Source organism: Streptomyces sp. NPDC001933 (assembly GCF_042890955.1).
Classification (GTDB): domain Bacteria; phylum Actinomycetota; class Actinomycetes; order Streptomycetales; family Streptomycetaceae; genus Streptomyces.
In genome coordinates this window covers 18,949-34,559 of the sequence record NZ_JBIASS010000009.1, presented here as the reverse complement: position 1 = coordinate 34,559, position 15,611 = coordinate 18,949, and the positions used below count along the sequence as shown (strand labels likewise).

Annotated in this window: 9 protein-coding genes and 1 pseudogene; 5 read left to right on the top strand and 5 right to left on the bottom strand. The window is 67.0% G+C overall.

Features of this window, described 5'->3' with window-relative positions; genetic code table 11:
- The first annotated feature begins 25 nt into the window (after positions 1-25).
- From ACFYY7_RS22310 to ACFYY7_RS22295, 4 genes are read left to right on the top strand one after another with little or no spacing between them, the layout of a single operon-like run.
- Positions 26-1,045 (top strand): alcohol dehydrogenase catalytic domain-containing protein, encoded by a 1,020-nt coding sequence (locus ACFYY7_RS22310; protein WP_388663792.1) that lies wholly within the window; start codon positions 26-28, stop codon positions 1,043-1,045.
- Positions 1,045-1,929 carry an SMP-30/gluconolactonase/LRE family protein gene (locus tag ACFYY7_RS22305; protein ID WP_388663790.1) on the top strand — a complete coding sequence of 295 codons (885 nt, stop codon included), beginning with the start codon at positions 1,045-1,047 and terminating at the stop codon, positions 1,927-1,929. The genes ACFYY7_RS22310 and ACFYY7_RS22305 overlap by 1 nt, the downstream gene beginning before the upstream one ends.
- A complete protein-coding gene (locus tag ACFYY7_RS22300; protein WP_388663788.1) occupies positions 1,926-2,807 on the top strand; it encodes a fumarylacetoacetate hydrolase family protein in 882 nt (293 codons plus the stop codon). The genes ACFYY7_RS22305 and ACFYY7_RS22300 overlap by 4 nt, the downstream gene beginning before the upstream one ends.
- Positions 2,804-4,393: an aldehyde dehydrogenase (NADP(+)) gene (locus tag ACFYY7_RS22295; RefSeq protein WP_388663787.1), complete on the top strand. Its 1,590-nt coding sequence runs from the start codon at positions 2,804-2,806 to the stop codon at positions 4,391-4,393. The genes ACFYY7_RS22300 and ACFYY7_RS22295 overlap by 4 nt, the downstream gene beginning before the upstream one ends.
- Before the next feature lie 455 nt (positions 4,394-4,848).
- Here ACFYY7_RS22295 and ACFYY7_RS22290 read toward each other — a convergent pair whose 3' ends face one another.
- Together ACFYY7_RS22290 and ACFYY7_RS22285 are read right to left on the bottom strand one after the other, a co-directional pair.
- Entirely contained in the window at positions 4,849-7,485 is a 2,637-nt protein-coding gene (locus ACFYY7_RS22290) for a right-handed parallel beta-helix repeat-containing protein (protein WP_388663785.1), read from the bottom strand.
- Positions 7,486-8,289: 804 nt separating this feature from the next.
- Positions 8,290-8,738: pseudogene (locus tag ACFYY7_RS22285) on the bottom strand (DDE-type integrase/transposase/recombinase); the annotation flags it as partial.
- Between the two features lie 1,100 nt (positions 8,739-9,838).
- Here ACFYY7_RS22285 and ACFYY7_RS22280 point away from each other — a divergent pair.
- On the top strand, positions 9,839-11,479 hold the full coding sequence (locus ACFYY7_RS22280) for a cytochrome bc complex cytochrome b subunit (protein ID WP_388663783.1): 1,641 nt from the start codon (positions 9,839-9,841) through the stop codon (positions 11,477-11,479).
- Between the two features lie 9 nt (positions 11,480-11,488).
- On the opposite strand, the gene ACFYY7_RS22275 is transcribed toward ACFYY7_RS22280, so the two are convergent.
- The 3 genes from ACFYY7_RS22275 to ACFYY7_RS22265 all read right to left on the bottom strand — a co-directional run bounded on the left by ACFYY7_RS22275 (position 11,489) and on the right by ACFYY7_RS22265 (position 15,343).
- Positions 11,489-11,878: a cytochrome c oxidase subunit 4 gene (locus tag ACFYY7_RS22275; RefSeq protein ID WP_388663781.1), complete on the bottom strand. Its 390-nt coding sequence runs from the start codon at positions 11,876-11,878 to the stop codon at positions 11,489-11,491.
- Positions 11,875-13,554, bottom strand: a complete 1,680-nt coding sequence (gene ctaD / locus ACFYY7_RS22270) for a cytochrome c oxidase subunit I (protein WP_388664205.1) — start codon at positions 13,552-13,554, stop codon at positions 11,875-11,877. The genes ACFYY7_RS22275 and ctaD overlap by 4 nt, the downstream gene beginning before the upstream one ends.
- Before the next feature lie 586 nt (positions 13,555-14,140).
- Entirely contained in the window at positions 14,141-15,343 is a 1,203-nt protein-coding gene (locus tag ACFYY7_RS22265) for an IS110 family transposase (RefSeq protein WP_388663779.1), read from the bottom strand.
- Positions 15,344-15,611: the final 268 nt, after the last annotated feature.

Below are 15,611 nucleotides of genomic sequence, written 5' to 3'. Positions count from 1 at the left end.
CTGGCACGCGCGCCGGGACGTGCGCGTGGAGGAGATACCCACCCCAGTTCCGGCGGCCGGGGAGGTGCTGGTCCGCGTCGAGCTGTGCGGGATCTGCGGCACCGACGTGGAGGAGTACCGCGAGGGACCGCTCGCCATCGACGTGGAGAAGCCCCACCCGCTGACCGGCACCCAGGCACCGTTGGCGCTCGGACACGAAGTGGTCGGCGTCATCGCCGGGCACGGCCCGGGAACGGACGCGAGCCGGCTGCCCGTCGGCACCCGGGTCATCCCCGATGTCGTGCTCGGCTGCGGCATGTGCTGGTGGTGCCGCAGGCACCAGGAGGGGGTCTGCGCGCAGCAGGCGGTACGCGGCCTCAACCTCGACGGAGGGCTGGCCGAGTACATGGTCGCCGACGCGGCCACCTGCGTCCCCGTTCCCGACCACGTCCCGCCGCGGATAGCGGTGCTTGCCGAGCCCGCCGCCGTCGCGGTACGCGCGCTGCGCAAGGCCGGTGACGTGACCGGCGGCACCGCGCTGGTGCTCGGCGCAGGTGCCATCGGACTGCTGCTGACCCGGGTGGCGGTGGCCGCCGGAATCCAGGTCGTGACGAGCGAGACCGCCGATCTCCGCCGGGAGGCGGCTCGCCGAGCCGGAGCTGTGGCGGTCCGGCCGGAGGAGATGGCCGCCACGATCGACCGTCTGACCGAGGGCAGGGGGGCGGACGTGGTGTTCGAGTGCACCGGCCTGCCCTCCCTGCTGCCGGAAGCGATCCGGCACTGCCGGGCCCGGGGCACCGTGGTGATCATCGGGTTCTCCGGCCGGGACGCCGCGGTGCCGCTCGCCGACATGGTGCTCAAGGAGAAGCGCCTGATCGGTACGGCGGCGCACCTGTGGGACGAGGATGTCACCGCAGGAGTACGGCTGCTTGCGTCCGGGGTGATCGACCCGGCCCTCGTACCAGTGCGCGTGGCGTCGCTGGACGAGGTGCCCGCGCTCCTCGCCGTACCCGATCAAGGTGTCTTGAAGGTCGCGATCGATCCGCGCGGCCAGGAGGAGGTCTGATGATCACCGAACTTGACGGCGAACTCGTGCTGCGGAGCAACGCGGACGTGGGGGAGGGGCCGGCCTGGGACACGGTCCGGCGGAGGCTCGTCTGGGTGGACGTCACCGGATGCACGGTCCACACGTTCGACCCCGTCGGCGGCGTGGACCAGGTCGTGGACGTGGGCGTGCACGTCGGCGCCGCGGTGCCTGCGGGTGACGACGGCCTGATCCTCGCGGTACGCGACGGGCTGGCGATGCTGTCGCCCGACGGCGACGTCCGCATGGTCGCCGAGGTGGAGGCCGACCTTCCGGGCAACCGGATGAACGACGCCAAGTGCGACCCCTCCGGGCGGCTCTGGGCAGGCACCATGCCGTACGAGGCCGAACCCGGCGCCGCCGCCCTCTACCGCTACGACGGCCGGAGCGTCGCTCGCGTCCTGACCGGGGTCACGCTGTCCAACGGTCTGGGATGGAGCCCCGACGGGACCGTGATGTATCACATCGACAGCGGAACCCAGCGGGTCAACGCCTACGACTTCGACCCCGCGACGGGCGAGCCGCGTTCGCATCGCGTGGTCGTGACCATCGACCCCGCCGAGGGGATGCCGGACGGCATGACGGTCGACGACGACGGCTGCCTGTGGGTGGCGCTGTGGGGCGGCGGAACAGTCCGCCGCTACACCCCCGACGGCGTCCTGGACCGGATCGTCCGCCTCCCCGTCACCCAGGTGACCAGCTGCGCCTTCGGCGGCCCCGGCGGTGACGTGCTGTACGTGACCTCCGCCGCCCACCGGCTCACCCCCGGCGAGCTGATCGCCCAGCCGCTGGCCGGGTCGATCTTCGCGGCCGAACCCGGAACCACCGGCCGTCCCGCCACCCCATTCCATGGAGCTGACCGATGACACATATCCTGCGCTACGCGAAAGACGGCGAGATCCGGGCGGGGGTGCGAGCGGACGACGGCCTGATCCATCCGCTGCCGCTGCCGCTGGCCGAGCTGTTGCGCCTGAACCTGGACGACCTGCGCGAACTCGTCGAGCGGGCCCTGACCGAACCCTCGGACGGCCCGGCCGAGCCGCTCACGCCGGTCGAGGGCCGGATGGAAGTGTGGGCCGCCGGCGTCACCTACCGTCGTTCCCGCCAGGCGCGGATGGCCGAGAGCGCCGCTGCCGCGGATGTCTACGAGCGGGTGTACGACGCGCCACGGCCCGAGCTGTTCTTCAAGTCCGTCGCCTGGCGGGTGGTCGGCGACGGCGGCACGGTCGCGGTGCGGGCCGACTCCACGATCGACGTGCCCGAGCCCGAGCTGGCCCTGGTGCTCAACACGCACGGCAAGATCGTCGGGTACACGATCTGCGACGACATGAGCTCACGCACCATCGAGGGCGAGAACCCGCTGTACCTTCCCCAGGCCAAGATCTATCTCGGTGGCTGCGCAGTCGGCCCGGCCATCCGCCCGGTGTGGGAGATCGCCGACCCCTACGCGCTGCCGATCCGCATGACGATCCGTCGCGACGGCGCCGTCGCCTGGTCCGGTGAGACCAACACCGGGCAGCTGAACCGGCGACTCGACGACCTGGCCGGATACCTGTTCGCAGCCGACGTCTTCCCGGACGGCGCCGTACTGGCGACCGGCACCTGCCTGGTGCCGGACCTTCCCTTCACGCTCGCCGGGGGAGACATCGTAGAGATCGAGATCGGCGAGATCGGAACCCTGACCAACAGCGTGGTCCGCGGCCTGGCACCCATGCTGGAGTCCCTGGAAGGACCGCTGCAATGAACACTGCGACGAACCACGCCACCCCGGCCGTCGTCTCCGTCGACCCCCGCACCGGCGAAGCCGTCGAGGTGGTCGGCGCCGAGTCCACGCCGGCCGAGGTGGCGGCGCGCTGCGCGGCCGCCGAGTCGGCCGTATCGGCGCTGGCCGCCCTGGGCGTCGCGGGCCGGGCGGCGCTGCTGCGCGACATAGCCGCCGAGCTGGAGAAGGACGGCGAGACGATCCTGGCGCTCGCCGACCGGGAGAGCGCGCTGGGCTTGCCCCGGCTCACCGGGGAACTCGCCCGCACCTGTGCCCAGCTCAGGTTCCTCGCCGACGTCGTCACCGAGGGAAGCCACCTCGGGGTCGTGATCGACCACCCCGACCCGGCGGCCGTACCGCCGCGCCCGGACCTGCGGCGGATGATGGTCCCGCGCGGCCCGGTCGCCGTTTTCGGCGCCAGCAACTTCCCGCTCGCCTTCAGCGTTCCGGGAGGCGACACCGCCTCCGCCCTGGCAGCCGGCTGCCCCGTCGTGGTGAAGGCGCATCCGGCCCACCCGGCGACCTCGCTGGCGACCTATGGCGCGCTGCGCAGGGCCGCCGCCCGCGCCGGGGTTCCAGACGCGGTGAGCCTGGTGCACGGGCAGGCCGCCGGAGTGGCGCTGGTCACCGACCCGTGCGTCACGGCCGTCGCCTTCACCGGCTCGGTGCGCGCTGGGCGGGCGCTGTTCGACCTGGCCGCCGCCCGCCCGGAGCCCATCCCGTTCTTCGGAGAGCTCGGCAGCGTCAACCCACTGGTCGTCACCCCGGCCGGGGCCGCGGAACGCGGTGCGTCGATCGCCGAAGGACTGCTGGGCTCCTTCACCCTCGGGATGGGCCAGTTCTGCACCAAACCGGGACTCGCCTTCGTACCGGCCGGCGAGCACGGGACGGCGCTGCAGGAGGCGCTGGCCGCACGCGGTGCCGACGCGTCGGCCGGTACGTTGCTCACCAGGAACATCCTGGCGGCGTACGCCGAAGGCGTGCGGGAGCTCGCCGCGCAGCCGGGCGTCCAGATACTGGCCGGAGCCGAGGAGCCGCGCGACCTCGCCGGCAGGGCGATGCCCACCGTGCTGAGGGTGCCTGGCGCGATGTTCGGCGAGGCGCTGACCGAGGAGTGCTTCGGCCCGGTAACCGTGCTGGTGGAGTACGCCACGGAGGAGGAGCTCCTCGCCCTGCTCGGCCGCCTTCCCGGCAGCCTCACCGCGACGCTGCAGACGGGACAGGGGGAAGAGGAACTCCCGCGTCGTGTGATCGACGTCGTCGCCCGGCGCACCGGGCGGGTGGTGTGGAACGGTTATCCGACAGGGGTTGCGGTGAGCTGGGCGATGAACCATTCGGGACCGTACCCGGCAGCCACCGACTCCGCACACACCTCGGTCGGCGCCTCCGCCATCCAGAGGTTCCTACGCCCGATCGCCTACCAGGACACTCCGCAACGGCTGCTCCCGCCCGAGTTGCGTGACGACAACCCGCTCGGTGTTCCCCGCCGCGTGGACGGAGTCCTCGCTGTGAAGGGGACGGACACCGCTGATCACGGCACGGAGTTCGGCTCCGATGGGTTCCGGTAGGCGTGATCCGCACAGCAGGCACGGACACCCCGGCGATCACTGATCGCAGAGAACTACATGGTCTGGTCACTCCGTTCGTGCCTGTTCGTGTCTTCACGTCGAACCGCGGGCGAACTCTCTGGCCGGGGCGGAGCTGAAGGCGGTCCAGGAAACTCCCGGCCACGTCTCCTCGATGTTCACCCGCGACACGTACACCAGCTCCGCCCCGTCTCACCGAACGCTTCGGTTTCAGTGAGACGGCGTACCTCGACTCGTGGGAACACTTCGAGTACCTGCGCGTGATCGTCCAGCAGGACGATGCTGTCCCGGGCTGCGACATGTGTTCCATCCGGCGTCTGCACCTGGCTGAAGCTGGGGAAGTTCCCCGACGAACGGATCGAGCGCGTGCGGGGCGTGCTTGCACCCGCCCGCGCCCGTCAAGTTGACACACCCGCCGTCATACGGATTTGCAGCGGCTATCCGAACGCGGCTCCGAGTGAGGTCCAGTTGGTCCAGCCGCCTGCGGTGGTCCAGGTGCGCTGCCACAGCTTGTTGCCGGTGCCGCGGACGAAGACGTAAGTACGACCGTTGACCATGGTCACGGCCGGGGCACCGACGAAGCTGCCGGCATGTCGTCCGCCCAGCGCAGCCCATTCGGTCCATGACGTGCCGTCGAAGACGCGTTGCTGCAACTGGTTGTCGGTGCCGCGGACAAGGACGGTGATGTTGCCGTTGGCATCGGTCGCAGCGCCGGGGCTGTCGAGGAGGATTCCGCCGAGTGAGGTCCAGTTGGTCCAGCTGCTCGTGGTGGTCCAGGTGCGTTGCCACAGCTGGTTGTCGGTGCCGCGGACGAAGACGTCGGTACGGCCGTTGGTCATGGTCAGGGCTGGGGCGCCCGCCAAGGTGCCCGCGTTCGGTCCGCCCAGTGGAGCCCAACCGGTCCATGAGGTGCCGTTGAAGGCGCGTTGATACAGCTGATTGTCGGTGCCGCGGACAAGGACGGTGATGTTGCCGTTGGCATCGGTCGCAGCGCCGGGATCGTCGACGAGGATTCCGCCGAGTGAGGTCCAGTTGGTCCAGCCGCCTGTGGTGGTCCAGGTGCGCTGCCACAGCTGGTTGTCGGTGCCGCGGACGAAGACGTCGGTACGGCCGTTGATCACGGTCACGGCCGGAGTCCCGAAGAAGGTGCCGGTGTTCGGTCCGCCCAGCGCACCCCATCTGCCGGTCCATGAGGTGCCGTGGAAAGCACGTTGAAACAGTTGGTCGTCGCTACCGCGGACAAGGACGGTGACGTTGCCCTTGGTGTCGGTCGCAACGCCTGGGCCGCTCGGACTCGGTGTCCGGCCCCAGGCGTCGGTGGTCGGCACGACTCGTGACCACACCTTGAAGGAGTTCGTACCGCCGGCGGTCTCGAACGGGCCGGGGAACGGAACGCGGGTGTTTCGTTGGAGTCCGAGGAAGTCTGTCGATACCGACATATCTGATCCATCAGGATATGTAAACGTTTGGTTCGGGGTCGGCGCCTTGGCGAGTGATGCGGTGCTCACGAGTGCTTGAGATGCTCGCCACGAATTGTCGCGCGGCACCTTGAGGTACCAGCCGTGCGACGTCTTCGTGAGCGCCGGCGCGTATGCCACCGAGGCAGCGTCTACGCCATTCTGTTCGAGGGCCGATTTCTTTGCGCCCTGAGTGTAGACGTTCGCCTTCATCGTGCTCGGGTAGCCCGGGGTCCCGGAATCCCAGGCCGAGAGGTTGGTCCGGCTGCCGAGGATGTTGTTGATCCACTGCTGAGCGCCGAGTGGGACGGCTGCCAAGTCGGCTGTTGTCGTTGAGTGGGGTTGCATGTAAGGCGTCTGTCGCGTGTCCGGGTTCACTCTCATGGTCCCGGTCACGAGGTTGTGGGCCCAGGCCAACCCGTCCGACGCGGACCAGAGCCCTTCGGGCGACAGCATGACGTTGTTCGCGATGAACAGTGGACCGTGGTCAACCTCGGCAAAGATGTCGCGCACGTTGCCGTGAAAGAGGTTCCCCACGACCCGGGTGCCTTGCGCCATCCAGTCCAACCAGACCCCGGCGAACTCGCCGGCGTTGTAGATGTGGTTCCCGGAAATGACGACATCGATGGCGGCATGGAGCTTGATGCCGGCCATTTCCGCTCCGCCCCAGATCCCCTGGGTGTTGGTGTGGTAGATCTCGTTCCCGGTGATCGTGCTCCCGATCCCGCCAAGAGAGCCCACGACGCCGGTCTGGCCACAGTGGTGGATCGTGTTGTTGCGGACGACGTGGCTGCCGATGTTCGCAAACGACCATCCGCCCGTATTCTGCGCGTCGGAGATCGTCAAGTAGTAGCCTTCCGTCGTGCCGCGGGTGCCGTCGTACTTGTCCGAGTACTTTCCCAGGGCGATGCCACAGCACCTGGAGTAGGCGATCTCGTTGTCTTCGATGATCCAGCCCTTGCACCAGTGCGCACTCACGAGCCCCCACTGCCCCATGGTCGGTGCGGCCCAGTTCGTCGCGGCATTGCGGAGGTTGAAGCCGCGGATCGTGATGTAGTCGTAGTTGGTCGCGGCGGGCTTGAACACCGTGCCTCGAATGCCGACCTCGACCGCCCCTTGGTTGGGGTTGACTCCAGGGAACTTTGCGGTGAGTGTCGTGGAGCCATTCGCGTCGTAGCTCGGCTGGTAGCGCGGCGCAGTTCCCTCCACGAGACCGTCCACGTCTGACCACCAGGACGCGCTCGCCTGCGAGCTCACCGCGGCCAGGTTCGTCGCTTCCGGCAACCAGGCACCGTCGAGGTACACCATTCCCACGCGATGGATTCGTCTCCTGCCGTCGAACCAGTCACCATGGACCTGCTCCGCATACGGGTTGAACCCGTTGAAGTACGAGTTCGGGATCTTGAGCTGCCAGACGTCACCGGAGACCCGGGTCCAGCTCGTGAAGAGGTCGGAGCCGGTCACCGTCACCGAAGCCCCGGCGGCGGCCGCGTAGGTGATCCGCATGTCATCGCCGGTGCCGCCCCGCGGAAGGACGACCTCCTCCCGATAGACCCCGCTACCGACCAGGACAACGTCGCCGGGCCGGGCCTTCTTTGCCGCGGCGTTGATCGTCATCAGTGGAGCAGCCCTCGTCCCGGCCGCGCTGTCACTACCGCTCTTGGAGACGTAATGGGTGGTCCCCGTTGCCGCAGCTGCGGCAACGGGCGAAGCTCCCCGGAGACCCAGGGCGACCCCGGCCGAGGCTGCGGCGCCGACGGCGAGGAACGCCCGACGCGAGACATCCCGGTGTCTGGCGGAGTCTGGTTGCGGCTCGATCATGTTGACCTTCCTGTGGTGAGCTCTGCACCTTTGGTGCTCCCGACTCGCGGGTTTCGCTCTGAGGCAGAAGATGCGGTTGGACCGGTCAGACCAGTAATACTGCTGTGAAATCCCGACTGTCAACGGTTCTCACAAGAGGGGGGCAAAGGAGTTCGTCTTGGCAGTCATCCCGGGCCTGTCGGTCCCACCCCGTGGCCGGGAAAATCGGGGCTGGTGCCCGTCCGGAGGACGTCGATAGAGCCTGGTGCCGAACATTGAGCCCGTTTGGTAGTCGGACGTGGGGGCCGAGCGCAGGAGTCCACTGGGCACTGTCACGTTGCCCCGCTGACAGGGTCGTCCGCTCTCCGGACTCGTCTCCCAACTGCTCAGGGCCGTGCCTCGGGCTCGGTGACGACGAACCCCTCGCCGGTCCAGCGCACGACCAGTTCCCGTCCTCCGTCCGGCCCGCTCCCGGCTGCCCGGTACAGCTCGACCCAGCCCACCAGACTCCAGCCGCGCTCCGCCCAGCACGGGTGCGAGTTGATCAGGCAGGACAGCCGGATCAGCTCCCGGCGCAGCGTGATCGTCTGAGGGCGAGCGGGGGCCGGGGCGGCCTGTTGTTCAGACCCTGGCGGGCAGGCCGGTGCTGCCGGTGATGTGGTTCCGGGTGGTGAAGCGGATGGTCATCTCGAGGCGGTGGCGGCCGGCGGTCATGTGGTGGCGATCGGGTCGGAAGTGGGGTGAGATCCCGGTGAACGCGGACAGGAACCGCTGCGCCCCGCCAATGCTGCAGAATCCTTTCATCGCGCGTTCACGCTGCCTCGTCGGCTGGTGGGAGTTCTCCGCCCGGTTGTTCAACCCCTTGTGGAGCGATGTTCCAGCGAGGGCATCACCTTACGGTGCGCGGCGCCGTGGGCACGGAGTTTGTCCGTGATGAGCACCCTGGGCACCGCCCCGGTCGTTTTGAGGAGCCGGCGGAAGAAGCGCCTGGCCGCGGCCTTGTCACGACGGGCCTGCGCGAGGATGTCGAGCACCATCCCGTCTTGGTCCACGGCCCGCCACAGGTACTTCCACTAACGGTATTGCCTCTTATCAACTACTGACGCGAGTAACGGCCGAGTACACCTAAGGGCTGTCCCGTAATCCCTGGTGGGCGTGCGACGACAGCCACTTCCCCAAGCTCTCGGCTGCGCTCGAGCAGGGGAGACCCCATCCCTCGCCGCGTTGTCGGGACGCCCGAATACATCCAGTATTCGGGCGTCCCTCCGCCTTGCGATGCGCCGCGTCTGACGCCGCACGCTGATCCACCAGGGATTACGGGACAGCCCTTAGCGGTCCCCCGTACACTCCCCGCCGTAGACTTATCAGGGAGCTTGAGCCTTGCCAGACGTCCAGCTCAGGCGGACCCGCGAGATTGATCCCGCGAAGGGCGGCGGGATTGGAGTTTCCTACGGCTCCGGCCATTGCGGGCTCTCTCCAATGAGCGGAAGCTTCTGCCTCGCTTTGTGAGCGGTGGAATCCCCTCAGAAAGGACGTGGGCCAGATGAGCCACCTTGTGAGCCAGGCGCCCATCAGTGACATCACACTGGCCGCTTCGGCTGTGCGCTGGATTTTTCCCCTCGGTATAGCAGTGGTCGTAGTCGCTGTTCTGCTTGGCCTCGTCTGGTGGGACGCGCGCCGTCGGTCTCGGGCAGGACAGCAGGGACCACGGACCGAACGTTTCTCCCGAAGTAGCGAAAACTTGAGGGCTGCAGATGATTTCGGGGAAGGTCTCAGCCCATATGAGATCAACCGCCCCTCTTCGCCAATGGACGTACCCAAGGATGACAACGGTGGGGCTTTTGGCAGTGGAAGGCCCGGCGGCTGACGGGTCGGTGACATCGGCGGCACTTGCCGAGATCACCGCGAGGTCAAGATCTACTTTCTATACCCGCCCTTTGCTTGTCCTGCCTAATCCCTTGTTAAGGGCAGTGCTGGAGGAGATCGATTCGCTCGCGGGGTGAGGCCGACGTACCCGCGCGGCGCCCCCCGGCACGTCAGGGCCAGGTCGGCCGATCAGGTGCCGATACCGCGATTCTGCGTAGTCCCTTCGAGTAATGCGCTACCCATAAAGAGCGAACCGTAACAATAAGGGGCGGGGGTGGAAGGAAGATCGACGGGAGAGTGGTGCATGCCCCTGCGGAGGCGTAAGGCGCAGCTGAAGGCCCGGGCCGGGAAGACGGCGGTCAGTGGTTACGGCGCGGCGGATGGGCGCCTGCCCGTCAGCGAGCTGGCCCTGCAGTTGCTGCGCAAGGCCTTTCCCGACCACTGGTCCTTTCTCCTCGGTGAGATCGCCCTCTACTCCTTTGCGGTCCTGCTCCTCACCGGCGTGTACCTCACTCTGTTCTTCGACCCGAGCATGATGGAGAGCGTCTACACCGGTTCCTATGTGCCCCTTCAGGGGGTGAGGATGACGCAGGCCTACAGCACCACCCTCAACATCAGCTTCGCCGTGCGCGGAGGCCTGCTGATCCGTCAGATCCACCACTGGGCGGCACTCGTGTTCGTCGCCGCGATCGCCGTCCATATGCTGCGGATCTTCTTCACCGGCGCCTTCCGTAAACCGCGGGAGGCCAACTGGATCGTGGGCGTGACACTGTTCGTACTCGCGCTTCTCGAAGGATTCGCGGGCTACTCGCTGCCCGACGACCTGCTGTCCGGTACGGGCCTGAGGACGGCGGCCACCATTGTGGGGTCGATCCCTGTCGTCGGAACGTACCTGGAGCTGTTTGTCTTCGGCGGACAGTTCCCGGGCGATGCCGTGATCCCCCGTCTGTACCCCGTGCATGTCCTGCTCGTGCCCGGCCTGATCGTGGCGCTGATCACCGCTCATCTCATCCTGGTGGTCTATCTGAAACACACCCACTGGGCGGGTCAGGGGAAGACCAACGAAAACGTCGTCGGCTCACCGGCGTTTCCTCACTTCACCGCGAAGACCACAGGTTTTTTCCTCATGGTGTTCGGCGTACTGACGTTGCTGGGCGCTCTCGCCCAGATCAACCCCGTATGGAACTACGGCCCCTACCGCGCCAACCAGGTATCGGGTAACGCACAGCCGGACTGGTATGTCGGGTTCCTGGAGGGCGCGCTCCGGTTGATGCCGCCATGGGAGACCGACATTGCGGGCCACACCATCATGTGGAATGTGTTCATTCCGGCGATCGTGCTGCCAGGCGTGGTCTTCACAGTGCTGTTCCTCTATCCCTTTTTCGAGAAATGGGTGACGGGCGACCGCAGGGAACGCCATCTGTGCGACCGGCCGCGCAACCGGCCGACCCGTACGGGGCTCGGCGTGGCGGCCATCGTCTTCTACGCCGTTCTCCTGGTCGCCGGCGGCAACGACGTCGTAGCCTTCTCGTTCAGGATTTCGGTCGAGGCCATGACCTGGGTCCTCAGAACCGCGCTGATCGCTGCCCCACTCCTGGCCTTCGCGCTGACCAAACGCCTCTGCCTCGCCCTTCAGATGCGGGACCGCCGCCGACTGACCGAAGGCGAGGAGACCGGCCAGGTGACACAGTCGGTGAACGGCGATCTCTCGGAGAGCCGCCGTGGCCTGAACCCGACAGCCCGCTACCGCATCCTGATGCGTGATGTTCCGACGCCCCTGGAGCTCCCCGCGCAGGGCCCGATCTCGATTCGGCGACGGCTTCGGACCGTACTGAGCGGCTGGTACTACGGGGACCTCGTGGAACTGCCCGTCACGGAGGAGCAACGGTCCCGGATCGCGGAGCGGACGACACGGCCGGAGCCGGTCCGCGAACGCGAGGACTGAGAACCACCCTCAGTCCTGGACACGCGCGTACTGGAAGACCATTCCGAACACCCCCGCCAGGGCCAAGCCCAGCCCGATCAGGAACAGCCACAGACCGAACACCACACCGATGGCGAGCAGGGCCGTCCCCGCGGCTGTCAGTGACGGCCAGATGCTGTGCGGAGGAAAGAAGTCCACCGGACCGGACCGCTCGTGGATGTACCCGTCCCCGCGGTCCTCGGGGCGCAGGCCCTTCCTCCGGTAGTTGGTGGCGAAGAAGAACGTGACCAGCAACGCCATGAGGAACGAGACGGTGAGAGCTGCCGTGCCTGTCGGATCACGGGACCACACGGCGTAGAGAACATCGGTCACGAGGAAGAACCCCGCGACCCCGGCGAAGACAATGGCCTCGGTCTTCATCCGCCCGACTCCTCTTCAGCGCCCGATGCGGAGCGGGACCCGCCTCGGCCGAGGCCCGGCTCCTGTTTCTCCGGCGTGAGGGGATGGTGCAGGTCGAAGGCAGGCGAGTCGGAACGCACGCGGGGCAAAGCCCGGAAATTGTGCCTCGGCGGCGGACAGGAGGTCGCCCACTCCAGGGAACGGCCGAACCCCCACGGGTCGTCCACCTCGACCTTGGGCGCGTAACTGCTGGTGCGCCACACGTTGTACAGGAACGGCAGTGTTGACAGGCCCAGCAGAAAGGAGCCGACGGACGAGATCGTATTGAGCAAGGTGAAACCGTCCGCCGCGAGATAGTCGGCGTAACGCCGGGGCATTCCGGCCTCACCCAGCCAGTGCTGCACCAGGAAGGTCAGCTGAAAGCCGATGAACAAGGTCCAGAAATGGATACGTCCGATGCGTTCATCCAGCATGCGTCCGGTCAACTTGGGCCACCAGAAGTAGAAGCCGCCGAACATCGCGAAGACTACTGTTCCGAAGAGCACGTAATGGAGGTGGGCGACGATGAAGTACGAATCGGTGAGATGGAAGTCCAGCGGGGGTGAGGCGATCAGCACTCCACTGAGGCCGCCGAGGAGAAAGGTCACGAGGAAGCCGATCGCCCAGAGCATGGGTGTCTCGAACGAGATACTGCCGAGCCACATGGTGCCGATCCAGTTGAAGAACTTGACACCGGTGGGCACGGCGATGATGAACGACATGGCGGAGAAGAAGGGTAGGAGAACGGCTCCTGTCGCGAACATGTGGTGGGCCCAGACAACCGCCGAGAGCATGGTGATGCTGATCGTGGCCATCACCATTCCGAAATACCCGAACATCGGCTTCCGGCTGAACGTGGGAATGATCTCACTCACCACTCCGAAGAAGGGAAGCGCGACAATGTAGACCTCGGGATGGCCGAAGAACCAGAACAGGTGCTGCCACAGCAGCGCACCGCCGTTCGCGGCGTCGTAAACATGGGCCCCGAACTTCCGGTCGGCTTCTAGGGCGAGCAGGGTGGCGGTGAGCACCGGAAACGCGAGCAGCGCGAGGATCGAGGTGAACAGTACGTTCCAGGTGAAGATCGGCATCCGGAACATGGTCATACCCGGCGCACGCAGACAGACGATCGTAGTGATGAAATTGACCGATGCCAGGGTCGTACTGATCCCCGACAGCACGAGGCCCATAATCCAGAGGTCTCCGCCGGCGCCGGGGGAGAAGACGGCACTGTTCAGCGGTGCGTAGGCGAACCAGCCGAAGTGGGCCGCGCCGCCGGGCACCACGAATCCGGACACCACGATGATTCCGCCGAAGAGGAAGAGCCAGTAGGTGAGCGCGTTGAGGCGGGGGAAGGCGACGTCGGGTGCGCCGATCTGAAGCGGCATGATGGCGTTCGCGAAGCCGCCGAACATCGGCGTGGCGAACAGCAGCATCATGATGGTGCCGTGGACAGTGAACAGTTGGTTGTACTGTTCCGCGCTGACGATCTGCAGTCCTGGCCGGGCCAGCTCTGCGCGCATGAGCATGGCCAGCACTCCGGCCAGCAGGAAGAACCCGAACGCGGTGACTATGTAGAGATTGCCGATGACCTTGTGGTCGGTGGTCGTCAGCCATCCCATGAGTCTCACACCGGCATTGATACGCTTGTTGGCCATCGGCGCGGCCGACGCGGCTTCCTGCAGGTCCTGCGCCATCGGTTCTTCGTCCCTCCCGGTTGACTCGATGGTGGAGCCTGCCACCGTGGACGGACCGTACGACTGGCGGTGACACCTCGAATTTCACCAATTCACCCGTGTTCCGATCGGGTGTCCCAGGGGCCCGCATCGTCCAGGATGCCCGGCGGTCATGAGCCGGACCGTCGTCACGTCCGGTGCGAGCGCCGGGGGGGTGCCCCTATCTCTTTGGTCAAGGTGGATGGGTGCTGTTTTAGGGCGTCTGGAACGATGTGCCCGTGCATGTTGATGATGAGACGGTGGCAGTGGGCGGGAACGGAGCGGAGTGGACGGGTGCGGTGAGTCAGCGTCTCCGTTGCTGTGTCTGTGGCAGGTCGACTGACGGCGCCGAGGACTATGTGCTCGTCGAACTGACGGCGCAGTTCTCTGACGCGCGCCAATGGCTGGGTGCGCATGCGGAGCACCTGAACTCCGTCCTTGCGGAGGGGTTCTCCGTGGAGGTTCACGATATGTAGGGCTGCCGCCATGGGCCTGCATGATCTTGGTTCGCAGGCGGGGCCGGTTGCCCTCAGCTCGCTCCGGGTGTCCGGGGTTCGTAGAAGGTGCCGTCTCTGAGCATGGCGAACAGGACGTCGGCTCGTCGTCGGGCGAGACAGAGCAGGGCTTGGGTGTGGTGTTTGCCCTGGCTGATTTTCTTGTCGTAGTAGGTCCGTGATGCCGGGTCGGCCAGGGCGGCGAAGGCGGAGAGGAAGAAGGCCCGTTTGAGCTGCTTGTTTCCTCTCCTGGAGGGCTGTTCGCCACGGATGGACGACCCTGAACTGCGGGTGGCCGGGGCGAGGCCGGCGTAGGCGGCGAGGTGGCCGGCGGTCGGGAAGGTGCTGCCGTCGCCGACCTCGATCAGGATCCTGGCCCCGGTCCTGACGCCGACTCCCGGCATCGAGGTCAGGACCTTGGAAAGAGGGTGGTCCTCCAGGAGTTCCTCGATCCGCCCGGCCAGCAGCTTGCGCTGGTCGAGCACGGCCGTCAGCGAGGCGGCCAGGCTCGGGACGATCAGCGCGGCAGCCTCGGTCCCCGGGACGGTGACGGTCTGCTCGTCCAGCGCGGCGAAGATCTCCTCGACCAGCCGCTCGGCCATCCGCGGTGCCTTCGGCCGCAGCAGGGTCACCAGCCGCCGACGACCGGCCTTGCGTATCTGGGCCGGGGAGCCGAACCGTTCCAACAGCGTGAGGACGGCCGGGTGCTGCAACCGCGGCCCCAGCACCCGTTCCAGCGACGGATAGATCTGGGTCAGCAGGCCGTGCAGCCGGTTCGCGACCCGGGTGGCCTCGCCGGCCAGGTCGTCGTCGAATCCGACGATCATCTCCAGCTCGGCGATCGTCTCGTCCTCGCCGTCGATGGCTCGCAGCGTGTGCGGCATCGCGCGGGCCGCGTCGGCGATGATGAACGCGTCCCTCGCGTCGGTCTTGGCCTCACCCGGGTAGAGGTCGGCGATCCGCCGCATCGTCAGCCCGGGCAGGTAGGCGACCGGGCAGCCCATGTCCCGGGCGACCGCCAGCGGCAGAGCCCCGATCGAGGCCGGCTGGTCGACCACGACCAGCACCGTCCCGTGCTTGGCCTGCAGCTTCGCGAACAGCTCGCGGAGCTTGGGTTCGGTGTTGGGCAGGCGCTTATCGAAGGCTTTCTTGCCGGCCGGGGTGACGGCGGTGGCGTGGTGTTCGCCCTTGCCGACGTCCAGGCCGAGGAAGACGTCGATGTCGCCGGTGTCGATCACGTGCAGGCCCCTCCATCACGCTTTCGTCCGGCCTCGCCTCGGCACCGAGCTGCCACATCCACGTTACGGAGAGCTCTTCCGGCTCGGGTGAAGCCGGGGCTCAAGCCCCTCATCAGCGGTCCGTCGATGCCTCCGGGCCCGGTGACACCACCCCCCGGATCATGAACAACAAGGGGGGGAAGTCATGCCGGGCCCGAAGGCCGGTAGCCCCATTGCGGAGCCACGAAAAAGGTAACGGGGGGGCGACTGGTTGACGGCGCGTCTGTTC

Excerpts from the sequence above, each read along its gene's own strand:
- ACFYY7_RS22275 (WP_388663781.1), bottom strand. The coding sequence starts at position 11,878 with ATGAAGACCGAGGCCATTGTCTTCGCCGGGGTCGCGGGGTTCTTCCTC.
- ACFYY7_RS22295 (WP_388663787.1), top strand. The coding sequence starts at position 2,804 with ATGAACACTGCGACGAACCACGCCACCCCGGCCGTCGTCTCCGTCGAC.
- ACFYY7_RS22300 (WP_388663788.1), top strand. The coding sequence starts at position 1,926 with ATGACACATATCCTGCGCTACGCGAAAGACGGCGAGATCCGGGCGGGG.
- ACFYY7_RS22290 (WP_388663785.1), bottom strand. The coding sequence starts at position 7,485 with ATGACGATCAACGCCGCGGCAAAGAAGGCCCGGCCCGGCGACGTTGTC.
- ctaD (WP_388664205.1), bottom strand. The coding sequence starts at position 13,554 with ATGGCCAACAAGCGTATCAATGCCGGTGTGAGACTCATGGGATGGCTG.
- ACFYY7_RS22305 (WP_388663790.1), top strand. The coding sequence starts at position 1,045 with ATGATCACCGAACTTGACGGCGAACTCGTGCTGCGGAGCAACGCGGAC.
- ACFYY7_RS22280 (WP_388663783.1), top strand. The coding sequence starts at position 9,839 with ATGCCCCTGCGGAGGCGTAAGGCGCAGCTGAAGGCCCGGGCCGGGAAG.